Origin of the sequence: Corynebacterium aquilae DSM 44791 (assembly GCF_001941445.1) — a bacterium.
Lineage (GTDB): Bacteria > Actinomycetota > Actinomycetes > Mycobacteriales > Mycobacteriaceae > Corynebacterium > Corynebacterium aquilae.
In genome coordinates this window covers 1,970,319-1,984,690 of the sequence record NZ_CP009245.1, presented here as the reverse complement: position 1 = coordinate 1,984,690, position 14,372 = coordinate 1,970,319, and the positions used below count along the sequence as shown (strand labels likewise).

Here is a 14,372-nt window from a genome sequence, read left to right as displayed (position 1 = left end):
CCAACTTCGGCTGCAAGGGTGGTGGCGTGGTACAAATAGTCCCGTGAGTTGGACCGTAGATTTACCTGTAGAAGAGCTTCCCGACCTGCCGCCGTTGCCCGGCGCCATTCAGGAACGTTTTAACGATGTTGTTGGCCGCGACGCCAAGCAGCAGCCGAGCTGGGATCAGAAGCAGGCCGACGTGGTCCGCAAGATCCTCGAATCGGTGCCGCCAATCGTCGTCGCCCCCGAAATTATCCGGCTGAAGCAGCAGCTCGCCGAGGTCGCCCTCGGCCGCGCCTTCCTGCTCCAAGGCGGCGACTGCGCCGAAACGTTCGAGTCGAACACCGAACCGCACATCCGCGCAAACATTAAGACCCTTCTCCAGATGGCCGTGGTGCTCACCTATGGTGCCTCCACCCCGGTGGTGAAAATGGCCCGCATCGCCGGCCAGTACGCCAAGCCGCGTTCCTCCGACCTGGACGAAAACGGCCTGCCGAACTACCGCGGCGACATCGTCAACTCCGTGGAAGCCACCCCGGAAGGCCGCCGCCACGACCCGGCCCGCATGATTCGCGCCTACGCGAACTCCTCTGCCGCCATGAACCTCGTGCGCTCCCTGACCGGCTCCGGCACCGCCGACCTGCATCGCCTCAACGAGTGGAACCGCGAATTCGTCGCGAACTCCCCGGCCGGCGCCCGCTACGAAGCACTGGCCAGCGAAATCGAAGCCGGCCTGAACTTCATGGCCGCTTGCGGCGTGGCCGACCACAACCTGCGCACCGCCGACATCTACTGCTCCCACGAAGCACTGCTGGTCGACTACGAGCGCGCCATGCTGCGCCTAGCCGAAAACGAGTTCGGCGACACCGAACTGTACGACCTGTCCGCACACCAGGTGTGGATCGGCGAACGCACCCGCGGCCTGGAAGACTTCCACGTCAACTTCGCCGCCCTGATCGGCAACCCCGTCGGCATCAAGATCGGCCCCACCTGCACCCCGGAAGAAGCCGTCGCCTACGCCGACCGCCTCGACCCGAACTTCGAGCCCGGCCACCTCACCATGGTTGCCCGCATGGGACACGACAAGGTCCGTTCCGTGCTGCCTGCCATCGTGCAGGCCGTCGAAGCCAGCGGACACAAAGTGGTCTGGCAGTGTGACCCCATGCACGGCAACACCACCACCTCCTCCAACGGCTACAAGACCCGCCACTTCGACAAAGTCATCGACGAAGTCCAAGGCTTCTTCGAGGTGCACCGCGCACTGGGCTCCCACCCGGGCGGCATCCACATCGAGCTCACCGGCGAAAACGTCACCGAATGCCTCGGCGGTGCCGAAGATATCACCGACATCGACCTGCCGGGCCGCTACGAGTCCGCCTGCGACCCCCGCCTGAACACCCAGCAGTCGCTGGAGCTGGCCTTCCTCGTCGCAGAAATGCTCCGCAACACCCGCAAGGGCGCCTAAAACCCCCGCCGCACCACGCGGTAGCCCCCACACCCCGCACGCGCACCCAACCCGCGCCTGCGGGGTGTGGCATATCCCGCCCCACCCAAGCACCCACCACCCCAGTTGGCCACAAAGACGCCGATACACTAGAAACCACCCGCCCAGCCAGCCGCAGCCGGCCCAGGGCCCGCCACAACCCGGCGACTGTAAGCCGCGACAACCACCCCACGGCGAACCCCACCGTCGCCCACAGCCCGCCACCCCAAGGGACACACAATGACATTGCCAGCCTGCACCCAACAACGCATCGCCGCCATCGCGGCCGCCGACAACCTCAACTACCGGCCCGAAGGCGACGACGAAATCATCATCCCCTTCATCAACCTGGTCACCTGGGTCAAAATCACCGACAACTACCTGCACATCTACGCCATGTGGCAAGCAGAAATCACCGGCGAACACCTCACCCGCGCCCACCGGCTCGTACCCGAACTCAACAAAGAAATGCTGGTGCCAAAACTGTGCATCGTCGACGAGAAACCCTCCCGCATCCTCATGTCGACCGCACTTCCCACCCGCACCGGCGCCACCGATGAGCAACTCACCGGCTTTTTCCGCTCCTCCATCGGCAGCATGGGCCACATGGCGCAACGGCTAGCCGAACACTTCCCCGACATCGCGCCACCAGCACCCGACAGCGCCGACAGCAATCGCGGCAACGCCGGCATGAACCTCAACGACACCAGCGAAAAGAACTAGCACCATGGCAGACAACACCCCAGCAATCACCCGCGCCCGTGTCACGCAGCTGCTCGACAACAAAAACGTCCGCTACGACACCAGCGAGGACAACCCCAACCTCATCGTCACCGCCTTCTCCTCCTTCGGCACCATCATCGACCCCGCCACCTTAAGCCCCTTTTTGACCGTGTCGATGGCCTCCAGCAACAAAATGCTGCCCGCCGAAGCCCTATCCTCGCTGGCGGCGTGGGCCAACAAATGGAACGCCTCCACCGTCTACGGCATGGCCTTCCCCGACCAACTCGACAGCGGCCACATCTTCGCCCGCGTCGAATGCAACCTCGAAGTCCGCCACGGACTCACCGACGAGCAACTCGAAGAATTCCTCATGACCGCCCTGGCCGCCTGCCTGGAAAGCATGGAAGACTACGTCGCCACCTTCGACCCCCAACTCATCGCCGCACCCTAACCCCCAACCCACCCACCCGGCCCCGACACCTTAAGACGCACGAAAGGTTGGTAACCCAGCATGACCACACCTGTTCACAACTTCCAAGTGGATCTCGCAGGCATCGTCGAACTGCTCAGCACCAACCTTTATTCGGGGCCCACCGTATTCGTCAGGGAACTACTCCAAAACGGGCTCGACGCCATCACCGCTCGCCAAGACATCGACCCCGACTGCCCCACCCGGATGCGTTTCATCCTGGGCGAAACCACCCTCACCATCATCGACACCGGCATCGGGCTCACTCTTGAAGACGCCGAACAGCTCCTGTCCACCATCGGGGCATCGTCGAAAAAAGACGAATGGGGCATGGCCCGCCAAGACTTCCTCGGCCAATTCGGCATCGGCCTTCTGTCCTGCTTCATGGTGTCCTCCACCATCGAGGTCTACTCCCGCAGCGCCCGCACCCCCAACCCCGACACCATCGTCTGGTCCGGGCACGCCGGCGGCACCTGGAGCGTGCGCCAAGCAGCCGCCGACACCGCCCCCACCCAGCTACCCGAAGCCGGCACCGCCGTCGTACTCACCCTGCGCCCCGGCGACCGCCTCAACACCATCGGCGTACTCGGCCGCCTGATCGAACACTACGGCCGCTACCTCCCGCTCGACGTCACCGTGGAACGCGCAAGCGACAGCTTCACCTCCTCACAACTGTGCCGCCAGCCCGCCCCCTTTGAGATGCGCAGCCGCGAACGCGACGCCTGGTGCGCCAGCAACTTCGGTTTTAACCCCTTAGACTCCTTCACCGTCGACGTTCCCGCCGCAGGCCTGGTGGGGGTTGCCTACATCGTCGATGGGGGAGTAGCCCCCGGCTCCATCCAAAACCACCGCGTCTACCTGCGCCGCATGCTGCTCGGCGACAACATCACCAACCTGCTGCCACCCTGGGCCTACTTCGTGCGACTGGTCATCGACAGCGACCAACTCAAACCCACCGCCTCCCGGGAACAACTCTTCGACGACGAACTCCTCGCCGACACCCGCGAGGCGCTTGGCGCCCAAATCCGCGACTGGCTCAACACCCTCGCCGACAGCAACCCCGAAAAATTCTCCCGCTTTGCCGCCGCCCACATCCAAGGCCTCAAATCGCTAGCCATCGCCGACCGCGACACCCGCGACCTGATCGCCCGCACCGTGCCCTTCAGCACCACCGTCGGCAGCAAAACCCTCGACGCCATCATCGAGGAATACGGGGCCGTTCGCTACTGCCCCAACGACACCCAATTCCGCACCATCGAACCCGTCGCGGCCGCCAACGGGCTATGCATCATCAACGCCGGATACGCCTTCGATGAACAACTCCTCGGCCAATACGCCCTCGACCGGCCACAGGCACGCATCAGCGCCCTGGATATCGAAGAAATCATCGGTGTCCTCGACCCGCTAGACATCGCCGACGAAGCCGCGCTGCTGCCACTAAAAGCACTCGCCGAACGAGCCCTGGCCGGACAAAACATCACCGTGGAAATCCGCAGCTTCGAACCCACCACCCTGCCGGTCTTGTTCCTACCCGACGCCGACATCGCCGGCCGGGTCATCTCCACCCAATCCAAAGACACCGCCAGTGGCCCCTTCGCCGGGCTCGTCGACGCCATGGACAAAGCCCGCTCCGCCACCTCCGCCAGCCGGGGGCGCGGCATGCTCGTCTTTAACGCCCACGCCACCATCGTCTACGAACTCGCCGGCAAAATCAGCGACGAAGAAATCGTATTCTCCGCCATCCGCGGCTTTTACGTCCAAGCCCTCCTGGCGGGCCGCCACCCCATGAACGCCCAAGCTAGATCCTGGTCCACCAGTGTCTTCAGCACCCTCATCGCCCGCTGCCTATCCACCTAACACCGGGCTAAACCCCGCCACACCACGACCCGCAAAGTACAAAAACCAACCCCGCAAACGGGTAAGTTTTGGGTATGGACGAACAGCAAAACCCCCAAAGCCCCGACCGCGATCTTGACGACCTCATCGACCGTGCGCTCGGCGCACCCTGGGGGCCGAGCTGTTCCGCCCTATGGGCCCAAGCCGCCACCGCCGCCGAAGACGCAGGCGAGATGGAACTCGCCGTCTACTGCTACAGCCAACTCTGCGGGGCCTATGCCATGGGCGGCCAACTCACCGAGGTCATCGCCCCGTTCGTGTGGCTAGAATCCACGCTGAACAGCCACCCGGAACTCTTCGACGACGACGCCCGCAACGACGTCGGCTGGTACTACAAGTACGTCCTCGTCGCCGTCCGCTCCGTGCCCACGGTGCCCTACCAACAGTGCGAAGACATCTTCGACCACATGGAGAAGTTCTACCTCTCCCGCGGCCAATCCTTGCGCCCCGTCTACATCCGCCGCTACAGCTGGCTGCGCGAAATGGGCGAAACCGCTGCCGCCGAAACCTACTTCCACAAATACCTCGCAGCCCCCCGCAGCGAACTCAGCGACTGCCTCGGCTGCGAACCCGGCTACGAAATCATGCACGCCATCAGGGACAAGCAATGGGAAAAAGCTGTCGAACTCGGCGACCAGGCACTCGCCGTCGACGCCCCCCAATGCGACCGCAACCCGGAAGAACTCCTGAGCATCCTATTGGAACCCTGGCTGCGCACCGGCCGCGACGACCGGGCCTGGGCCGCCCACATCCGGGCCTACCGCCGCTACCAACAATCGCCCCGCTTCTTCGAAAGCTTGCCCCTGCACCTGCGCTACCTGGCGATCTCCGGGGCGGCTGGCCGCCCCGACCGGCTCGACCGTGGTGTGCGCATCCTGCAGCGCCACATGCCCTGGTTTAAACACGCCGAATCACCGCTGGTCCTATTGGAAGCCGCCACCGCCGCCGCGCTGCTCCTCCACGCGGTCGAAAGCACCCACCCCGACCAAATCCTTAGCACCACCATCCCCGGCGCCAGCCTGCCCTTTTTCGCCCGGGCCGATCTGGAACAGCCCACCGTCGCCCAAGCCCGCGGCTTCTTCGAAACCCTCGCCCGCGACATCGCCGAAGCTTTCGACGCGCGCCCAGGCCACCCACACCCCTATCTCGCAACCCAAGAAATCGACGCCCTCTACGATGTCGAACCCGTACCCGCCCCAACGGGTGCAAGCGCAAACCAAGTCGCCGACGTCAGCGGCATGACAGCCGCCTGGCAACCATCCACCGCTGCCTCAAAGACACCGACGAGCAGTGGCGACACCGCAACCAGCCCGAAAGATCCGGCATCCCAGCAGCAGCCCTACGTGGCCCTGGACGTACACCCGCCGGAACTGGGCTGGCAATTTGAACAACTCCTCGACGACATGGCCCGCCGCGGGATGCTGTACACCGACATGGCCACCCTGGTCGCCATCGAAAAAATCGCCGCAGATAGCGCACTGCAAGACCCCAACATCGTCGACCAGCTCTCCGAACTGCAGGCCCTAGCCTGGCTGCACGCCTTTAACGCGTTGCGGGCAGCCCTGTGGCTGGCCCCCATCGAGCGGGTGGTGGGAGGCCCCAGCCTGGAACAGCTCGAGGACGTCATCGGCCAGGAACCCCACGAGATGGAGCCGGCATGGGCCACACTAGTGGAGGCCGCCACCGCCTTGATGTATGACGATTTCCCCACCGTCATTGAGGCCAGCGACCGGGCCTGCCGCAGCGAAACCACATCCAGCCTGGCGGTGCGTTTTTGTGCCGCCCGGTTCTCCTCCCGCGCCGCGGTGGCTTTGGGAGAGCTGGGGGACGCGGCTGAGCACTTGCGCCACATGGTCAACCTCTCAGCGGCCGCGGGGCTGAATTTCGCACACGCCGCCGCGGGGTTGAGTTTGTCGCTGCTGCTGGACCGGCAGGAGCGATTTATTGAGGCCGCCGATGTGGCCCAGAATGCCTTGGATGCGTGCGAGCGCGCCGGGTTCGCGGGGGATGCGGTGTTGGTGCGGGCGCATCTTTATGGCGCGTTGGCTAATGCGAGTGTGGAACTCGGCCACCACGAGACCGCAGCCCGCGCCCTGGTGGAGCAGGCCCAATTGGCGGGCCAGGTGGAGTCGCCGCGCAGCAGCCAGGAGGCGTTGTCGATGGCTGCGCGTCAGTTCTTCGAGGCGCAGTTGTACGACGAGGGGGTGAGTTGTTTGCGGGAGGCGGTGCACATTTTGCAGCGCCTTTCCCAGGCGCCGGATCGTGATGAGGGAGTGATGGGGGAGTATGCGGATGCGCTGCTGGCGTTGGTTTCTGGCTTGTCGCAGCGGCCGGGTACGGCGTCGGTGGAGGATATGGCAACCATTGAGGAGCTGATGGATAGGCGCCGGCGTTTGCTGCTGGATCCGGTGCATGGTGCGGAGATCGCGAATGTTCCGGGCGATGCGGAGACCACACCGGTGGCGCGGGAGGCGCAGTGGGCGTTGGAGATGGGGTTGGCCAGTTTTAATGCGGGCTATCCGACGCAGGCGGCGGATTTCTTGGTGGCCGCCGTAGATGGGTTCGAGCAGACTGGTTTCGCGGTGAAGCGGGCTGAGGTGTTGTATGTGCGGGGCCGTATTGCGGGTTCGCAGGGCGCACTGGAGCAGGCGCGCAGTTTAGCCATGGAGGCGTTGGAGTGTTTTTCCGACGCGGAGCTGGTCTCTCATCCGTTGCGTTTTGAGATCATGAAGTTTGTGGCCGAGGTGGATGAGTTCTTGCAGTGAGTGCCCGGCTTTTCGGGACCTCGGATGGCGAGGGTGAGGCAGATGATTAGTGCCAGGATGACGTAGTGGGCGCAGGCGAGTTGCTGGGCTGCGGTGTAGGTGTATTCGACCATGTTGCCCCGCGGCAGGAAGTCGTGGGTGGGGGCGATGATGGTGGCGATGGCGATCCAGACGCTTAACCAGCGGGCGCTCGCCCAGCACACGATGGCGGCAGCGATGAGCCAGACCCAGTGGTGGGCCCAGCTGACGGGGGAGATGATGAGCCCGCCGAGGGCGACGATGGTGGTTAGCGTGGTGGGGTTTGCCCGGTGGCGCCAGCCGGCCCAGCTGACTAGCAGCAGGGTGGTGGCACACAAGACCGCCCACAGCAGCAGTTGGGTGGTGGGGTTGTCGGTGGCGCGCACCGCGATGGCGCGGGCGGAGACATTGAGCGCGTAGGCGGGGTCGCCGATGCGCCCGGCGTGGAAGATGGTGTTGGTGTAGAACGTCCAGGTCAGGCTGGGGCGTAGTGCTGCTGCGGCGGCGATGGAGATCCCGGCGCCGGCGATCATGCCGAGGATTGCTTTGGGCTCACGGCGGATGAGGTAGACCAGCACAAAAATTAAGGGGGTGAGTTTGATGGCGGCGGCCACGCCGATGAGCATTCCGGGTGGGATGGCTTTGATAAGTACTTGGGCGCGACCGAGGCCCCGGCCGCGGGTGATGTCGAGCAGAACCAGGGCCATGAGGGCGAGGTTGATTTGGCCGTAGCCGATGGTGTTGATCACGGGGTCTGCCAGCAGTGCCAGGCACCACAGCCAGGCCCGGAGCCGGGGGCTGGCCTGGGGCAGCAGCATCCGGAGGATCACCGCAAGCCAGCACAGGTTGACGGCGCTGAACACCCAGCCGGCGGTGTCTTGGTTGAAGATGGTCAGCGGCACAAACGCGAGGGCGGCGCTGGGGGGATAGGTAAACGGCAGGGTGGTGCCGACGGTGGGAAAACCCACGTCGTAGAGGGGCGCGCCGGTGATGAAGGCGCGGGCGCCCGCCCAGTAAACACCGGTGTCGATGACGCGGCGAATGCTCAGACACAGCCCGGGCCCGGTGGGGCAGGGGTGAAAGAGGAAGAACCCGGCTATGCCGGCCAACCCGAGAAGGTAGGCCACGAAGGGTCGGGTTAGCCAGCGGGCGATGGTGTGGTTTCTGGCCGCAAAGGACGTCACCGGTACCTCTTTTTTATCCGAGCGTTTTTAAAACCACTGTTGACCCGGCCGCGGCATCCTCACCGGATTTGGGGCTGGTGGTGATGACCCTGGCGCCGTCGCCGGCGCCGTCGGCGTCGACTTTAAAGCCGGCCTTTTCCAACACGCTGCGGGCGTCTTTGACTTTCTTGCCCGTCACGGAAGGGACCTGCACCTTGGCGGGCAGCACCAAATCCACGTCCGGGTAGGCGGGATCCACGCGTTCACCGGCGGCGGGATAGGACTCGACGACGGTGGCAGCACGGGCCGGCTTATCGGAGTAGGTCACGCTACCGACGCGCAGCCCAGCATCCTGCAGGGCTTTCTCGGCCGTATCCTTGGACAGGCCAGCGACCTTCGGGACCTTGAGCGCGGTGGACACGATCAAGTCGACGCTAGAGCCACGCAGGAGTTCCTCCCCGGCGGCCGGGGAGGAACCGGCGACGTTGCCGCCGTCGGCGTTGGGGTCGAACTCTTCTCGGGTGTTTCCCACGATGAGTCCGGCCTTGTCCAGCAGCTGACGTGCCTTGTCAACAGTGACGTTTTTCAGGTCCGGCACCTTCACCGGCGCAGGCCCCTTCGAAACGTGAACTATCACTTTAGCGCCGACGTTCAACGCGGCGCCAGGCGGCGGCTCAGTGGAAACCACCTGACCCGCCGGAACCTCATCGCTGAACTTATCCTCCCCACGGGTGGGCACCAACGTGCGCTGCGACAACTGCTCATAAAACGCCTGCACATCGCGATCTGCAGGATAATCCGGAACCGTCGGCCGGCCCAGCGACAACAGCAGCCGGACCGTCCTACCTTTTGGGAGGCGCTCACCACCCGCGGGCTCCGTACCGATGACCTCCGCCACCGGCACCGTATCCGAATACTGCTTGACCGTCTCCGGGGAAAAACCCGCCTGCTCCAAAGACACCACCGCCTGCGCAGAATCCTGGCCCACCACGATCGGAATATCCCCATAGCGACCAGAACCCAACCACCAGCCCCCCAAACCCAACGTGCCCAACAACAACACCACAATCACAATCCACAAAACCACCGACACCGCCGAACGATTACGCACCGGCGCCAGCTCCGGCGGCTCATCAACCACCGCAGGGGCCTGCGGCAACCGGCCCGGGCCGGCCAACCCCTCCTGCTCATCGTGGCGCACATAATGCGGGCGCGGCGCCTGCGCCGGCGCCACATCCACCTCGGCCGCCGGCTGCGAAGACGGGTACACCGCCGTCTCCGGCTCAACCTCCGGGTAATACTCCTGCGCCGGAATCACCGCCGTCTCATCCACCCCGGACACCTGCTGCGCACCAGGCTGGTGCCCAGCGATTATCGACGTCGGCTCAGCATCAGCAGCCACCCCCGCCGCCGACTGCGGCAACACCTCAGTCGCCGCATCCGCTACCCCGTCAGACTGCTCACCACAACGATCAATCTGAGCCGTCAACAAATCCGTAAACTCCGTCGGCACCGCACTCGCCCGATGTGCCGCCGCATTCGTCGGCACTGGCACCTCAAAATCATGCAACCCCACTGCACGCGCCACCCCATCCAGCGCCTCCAAAAACTCCCCAGCATCGCCAAAACGATCAAAAGACTCCGGCTCGGTCGCCCGCAACACCAACTCATCAAACTCCGGCGGCACCCCATCAATCACCCCACTCGGTGCAGGCACCCGCTGCGACAGCCGCGCATAGGCCACCTCCTTCAAAGAATCACCCCCAAAAGGCGTCTGCCCCGTCAACAACTCATACAGCACCACCCCAGCGGCAAACACATCACTAGACTGCGACAACTGCTGACCACGCACCTGCTCCGGCGACAAATACGCCGCCGTACCCATAATCGTCTGCTCAACCTCATCACCCCGATTCGTGCCCCGCACCAACCCAAAATCAGCCAACTTCACCTGATGATCAGCATTAATCAACACATTATCGGGCTTAATATCGCGGTGAATCATGCCGGCCTGATGCGCCACCGCCAACCCCGTCAACATCGGGCGCAACACCGCCGCAGCCGCATACGGCGGCATCGGACCACGCTCCGCCAACAACTCCCGCAACGTGCCCCCCGTGATCAACTCCATGATCAAAAAAACATGCTCCCCCGACGACGACGTGTCATACACATTCACCAAACACGGATGCGACAACCGCGCCATCGAACGCGCCTCCCGCCGAAACCGCGCCCGAAACAGCTCATCGCCCGCAAACTCCTCATTGAGCACCTTCGCCGCAACAGCACGCCCCAAACGCATATCAATACAGCGGTACACAACAGACATACCGCCCTTAGCGATCGGAGTATCAATACGATAACGACCGTCGAGAAGATCACCCTGGTTAAGCAAAGCCATACGCCAAGTGTTACAGAACATCCCCCGCCACGACACCTCCGGCACACCACCCAACCCCCAAAACCCACCACCACGCATCCAAAAACACCCCAAAAATTGCCACCAACACACCAACAACAACTAATGTTGGGAAACGTGTCTGGAAAGAAAAAGACCCTCAAAAACTCCGCCCGCGGCCGACGTCGCCCACAAATGACCTTCGTGCCCCGCGGACAAGGCCGCGACCTCCGCGGAAGCGTAGACGACAAAGACCTCGCACCCGCCGTCGCTAGCCGCCCCGACTACAGCATCCTGCCCGACGGCGAACCCGTCATCACCGTGCCAGATGCCGCAGAACGCATGGGCGTCGTCGTCACCTGCCTGCAAAACCTCCTCAAACAACACGAACTCATCGCCGTCACCAAAGACGGCGTCGCCCAACTGCCAGAAAAGTACTTCCACGCAGACGGCACCATCAACAAGTTCGTCCCCGGAGTCATCAAACTCCTCTCCGACGGCTCCTACACCGACGAAGAAATCCTCCAATTCCTCTTCACCGAAGACGACTCCCTCCCCGGCCGCCCCGTCGACGCCCTCCACGGACACCTCGCCCGCGAAGTCATGCGCCGCGCCCAAGCAATGGCCCTCTAACCCACCACCACACAGCACAGCCCGACCCGGCAGTTACCCACACAGGGAAACCGCCAGGCCGGGCTGTAGTGTATCCGCACCCCTCAAACGCCGCACCCGCGCCCTAACGCTGCGAGGCTGACCCCACCCGCACACTCAGCGGAACCCGCGCCCCCAACAACCACAACGTCACACCCCACGCCAACAACCCCAACGGCACAATCCACGGCGCGTCATACAACTTGTGATTACCCGACGCCGTAAACGACATCCCCACCACAATCGACGCCCACACCACAAAACCCACCACCCGGCGAGAAGGACGAACCGCACCCACCAACGCCAACGGGCTGATGTAATACCACGGCAAAGCCACCGCATTAAACACAGTCGCCACCGCAAAAGCCGCCACCATGCCAGCCACCGCACGCCGCGCCGAGCCGTGAAACACAAACCAACACGCCGCCAAACCAACCAACAACAACACACCCGAGACCACCCGGGTCAGCGCCAACACCGTGTTAAACGACGCATCCTCATCAAAAAGCCGAACATAAGGAATCACCGCACCCGCCACAAAAGACGGCGCCGCCAAAGGATTAATCACCTTCCCATTACCACTAATCTCACCAACCCACCCCCAACTCGTACGAGTCACAGCAGTAATCACCGCCAACACCGCCAACAACTCCGCAGCCAAAGCCACCCCAGCCCCCACAGCAGCACCCACCCGGGCCGGAAAACCCCACCCCAAAGAGCGCGACGCCACCAAACGATCCACAGCCATCCACGCAAAAAACGGCAAAATAATAATCGCCGTCGCCTTAATAGCAATAGCCACAGCCAACACCGCCGTCGCCAACACCAACCGGCGCCGCACCGCCAACAACACCGCCACACCCGAGGCCCCCACCATCAACGCCTCATTGTGCAGACCACCAATCAAATGCGTCAGCACCACCGGATTCGCAGCCCCCAACCACAAAGCCAAAGCCGGATTCCCACCCAACTCCACCGCAATCCGCGCAGACGTCCACCCAATCAACACAAAACCAAAAACCGCCAACGCCTTAAACAACACCACACCCAGCGACACATTATCGCCCGCAATGCTGGTCACCACCTTGCCAATAAACAAATGCAAAGGACCATAAGGCGTCGTCGTAGTGCGCCAATCATGCGACACCTCATAGAGATACACACCCGGATCCGCAATCGCGCCCTGGCTATAAGCATCAAAACCATCACGCGTCATCGCGCCCTGCATCAAATAGGAATACACATCCCTACTCAGCACCGGGGCCGCAAACACCAAAGGAACCGTCCACAAAACCACACAACGCACCACCGCCCGAGTACGCAACACATGCTCAACAACCACCCCACCAGCATCAAAAATGGCGCCCTTGCCCAACAACACCCAGCCAGCGACAAGCAACGTCAAACCAGACCAAAAAGCAACGTTGGACACATTCGCGCCATGGCCATAGGTCAACCACACCAAGCCCACAGCATCCGCCACACCACCCCGGTAACGAATCGCCCCAGCACCATAAGAACCCAGCGCAATCAGCGCAGCACCTACCGCACCAACGACACCCGCAACCTGCAGCAGGCGCGAATGCGCAGCATCGGGAAACTCCCCACTATCAGCGGCACCCGATGCCACGGCGGTCTCATTCACCTGAGCGGTCCTCATGCGCGCCGGGCGGTGGCTTTGATGGCCAGGTTGGTGAGCATTTCTCCCACACCTTCAGCCAGCGTGACGTTTTCCAGGGCGGCAAGCCCCGAAGCCGTTAGCTGGGAGATGTGTTCTTCTACCCGGTCGACGGCGCCAAGTTCAATAAGGAGGTTGGACATGGTGCGGATGTCCTCGGGGGTTTCCACCCGTCCAATGTTGTCCCGCAGGTAGCGAGCTGCTTCGGGGTTGGTTTTGTCGGCCTGCTGCACGGCGGTGGCGAACAACACGGTGCGTTTACCTTCGCGCAGGTCATCGCCGGCGGGTTTGCCGGTGACGGCGGGGTCGCCGAAAACGCCGAGGAGATCATCGCGTAGCTGGAAAGCGATTCCGATGTCGCGGCCATAAGCGCGGTAGGCCTGGATGATGTCGGCGTCGGCGCCGGCGATAGCGGCCCCGATGTGCAGCGGGCGCTCGATGGTGTACGCCGCTGTTTTGAAGCGATTAATCTTCCAGGCTTCCTCCATGGATTCGTCCCCGGCGGCGTGGGCCGAAATATCGAGGATCTGGCCACCGATGACCTCTGTGCGCATGGCCTGCCAAGGGGTGCGCACGCGGGCGAGGATTTCCCCGTCCAAGCCGGAGGTTAAAAGCATGTCGTCCGACCAAGCAAGGGCTAAGTCTCCGAGGAGGATGGCCACGGCGGCGCCGAAGTCTGCGCCGTCCCCGGCGAGGCTGTGGGCTGAGTGGCGGGCTTGCACCGCTTTGTGCACGGTGGGCTGCCCGCGGCGGGTATCGGAGGCATCAATGATGTCATCGTGGATGAGCGCGCAGGCCTGGATGAGTTCCAGGGAGGAGATAGCGGAAAGCACGTGATCGGGGTTGATTGACGTGTCGAGTCCGCCGGCGCCAACGAAACCGGCCCATGCGTACAAGGGGCGAATGCGTTTACCGCCACCCAGGCAAAAATCCTTGAGCAGTTGACCCGCATAAGAAATAGAATTGTCAATGTCATCGACAACGGCGCATTGGGCGGTGAGGAATTCGTCCAGGCGCTGAGTGACAGCGGCAGGCAAGTTGTCTGGGGTGAGGGCGGAAACGTCAGCGGTGCTCATGGCTTCCTATTCTTCCATGTTTTTCCACCGGCCCAGCAACGGACCGCGGGGGTACCTGCCCCTCGTATAT

General features: G+C 63.2%; 10 protein-coding genes. 6 read left to right on the top strand and 4 right to left on the bottom strand.

Features of this window, described 5'->3' with window-relative positions; translation table 11 throughout:
* The first annotated feature begins 43 nt into the window (after positions 1-43).
* The 5 genes from CAQU_RS08340 to CAQU_RS08320 all read left to right on the top strand — a co-directional run bounded on the left by CAQU_RS08340 (position 44) and on the right by CAQU_RS08320 (position 7,318).
* Complete coding sequence (locus tag CAQU_RS08340) at positions 44-1,447, top strand: class II 3-deoxy-7-phosphoheptulonate synthase (RefSeq protein WP_075726849.1); 1,404 nt, start codon at positions 44-46, stop codon at positions 1,445-1,447.
* 258 nt (positions 1,448-1,705) lie between these two features.
* Positions 1,706-2,188: a YbjN domain-containing protein gene (locus tag CAQU_RS08335; RefSeq protein ID WP_075726847.1), complete on the top strand. Its 483-nt coding sequence runs from the start codon at positions 1,706-1,708 to the stop codon at positions 2,186-2,188.
* 4 nt (positions 2,189-2,192) lie between these two features.
* The gene (locus CAQU_RS08330; RefSeq protein ID WP_075726845.1) at positions 2,193-2,639 is read left to right on the top strand and encodes a YbjN domain-containing protein; all 447 of its coding nucleotides are present in this window, start codon (positions 2,193-2,195) and stop codon (positions 2,637-2,639) included.
* 60 nt (positions 2,640-2,699) lie between these two features.
* The gene (locus CAQU_RS08325; RefSeq protein ID WP_075726843.1) at positions 2,700-4,514 is read left to right on the top strand and encodes an HSP90 family protein; all 1,815 of its coding nucleotides are present in this window, start codon (positions 2,700-2,702) and stop codon (positions 4,512-4,514) included.
* Positions 4,515-4,588: 74 nt separating this feature from the next.
* Positions 4,589-7,318, top strand: a complete 2,730-nt coding sequence (locus CAQU_RS08320; RefSeq protein ID WP_075726841.1) for a hypothetical protein — start codon at positions 4,589-4,591, stop codon at positions 7,316-7,318.
* Here the strand turns inward: CAQU_RS08320 and CAQU_RS08315 are convergent.
* Together CAQU_RS08315 and CAQU_RS08310 are read right to left on the bottom strand one after the other, a co-directional pair.
* Positions 7,258-8,520: a glycosyltransferase 87 family protein gene (locus tag CAQU_RS08315; protein ID WP_075726839.1), complete on the bottom strand. Its 1,263-nt coding sequence runs from the start codon at positions 8,518-8,520 to the stop codon at positions 7,258-7,260. The two genes, CAQU_RS08320 and CAQU_RS08315, sit on opposite strands and share 61 nt — an antisense overlap.
* A 13-nt stretch (positions 8,521-8,533) precedes the next feature.
* Positions 8,534-10,900, bottom strand: coding sequence for a PASTA domain-containing protein (locus CAQU_RS08310; protein ID WP_075726837.1), 2,367 nt, complete (start codon positions 10,898-10,900; stop codon positions 8,534-8,536).
* Positions 10,901-11,092: 192 nt separating this feature from the next.
* Between CAQU_RS08310 and CAQU_RS08305 the strand changes: the two genes are divergently transcribed.
* Positions 11,093-11,530 (top strand): Rv2175c family DNA-binding protein, encoded by a 438-nt coding sequence (locus CAQU_RS08305; protein WP_169836060.1) that lies wholly within the window; start codon positions 11,093-11,095, stop codon positions 11,528-11,530.
* Between the two features lie 103 nt (positions 11,531-11,633).
* On the opposite strand, the gene CAQU_RS08300 is transcribed toward CAQU_RS08305, so the two are convergent.
* Positions 11,634-13,193: an alpha-(1->6)-mannopyranosyltransferase A gene (locus tag CAQU_RS08300; protein ID WP_245797237.1), complete on the bottom strand. Its 1,560-nt coding sequence runs from the start codon at positions 13,191-13,193 to the stop codon at positions 11,634-11,636.
* A gap of 11 nt (positions 13,194-13,204) precedes the next feature.
* On the bottom strand, positions 13,205-14,302 hold the full coding sequence (locus CAQU_RS08295) for a polyprenyl synthetase family protein (RefSeq protein ID WP_075726835.1): 1,098 nt from the start codon (positions 14,300-14,302) through the stop codon (positions 13,205-13,207).
* Positions 14,303-14,372: the final 70 nt, after the last annotated feature.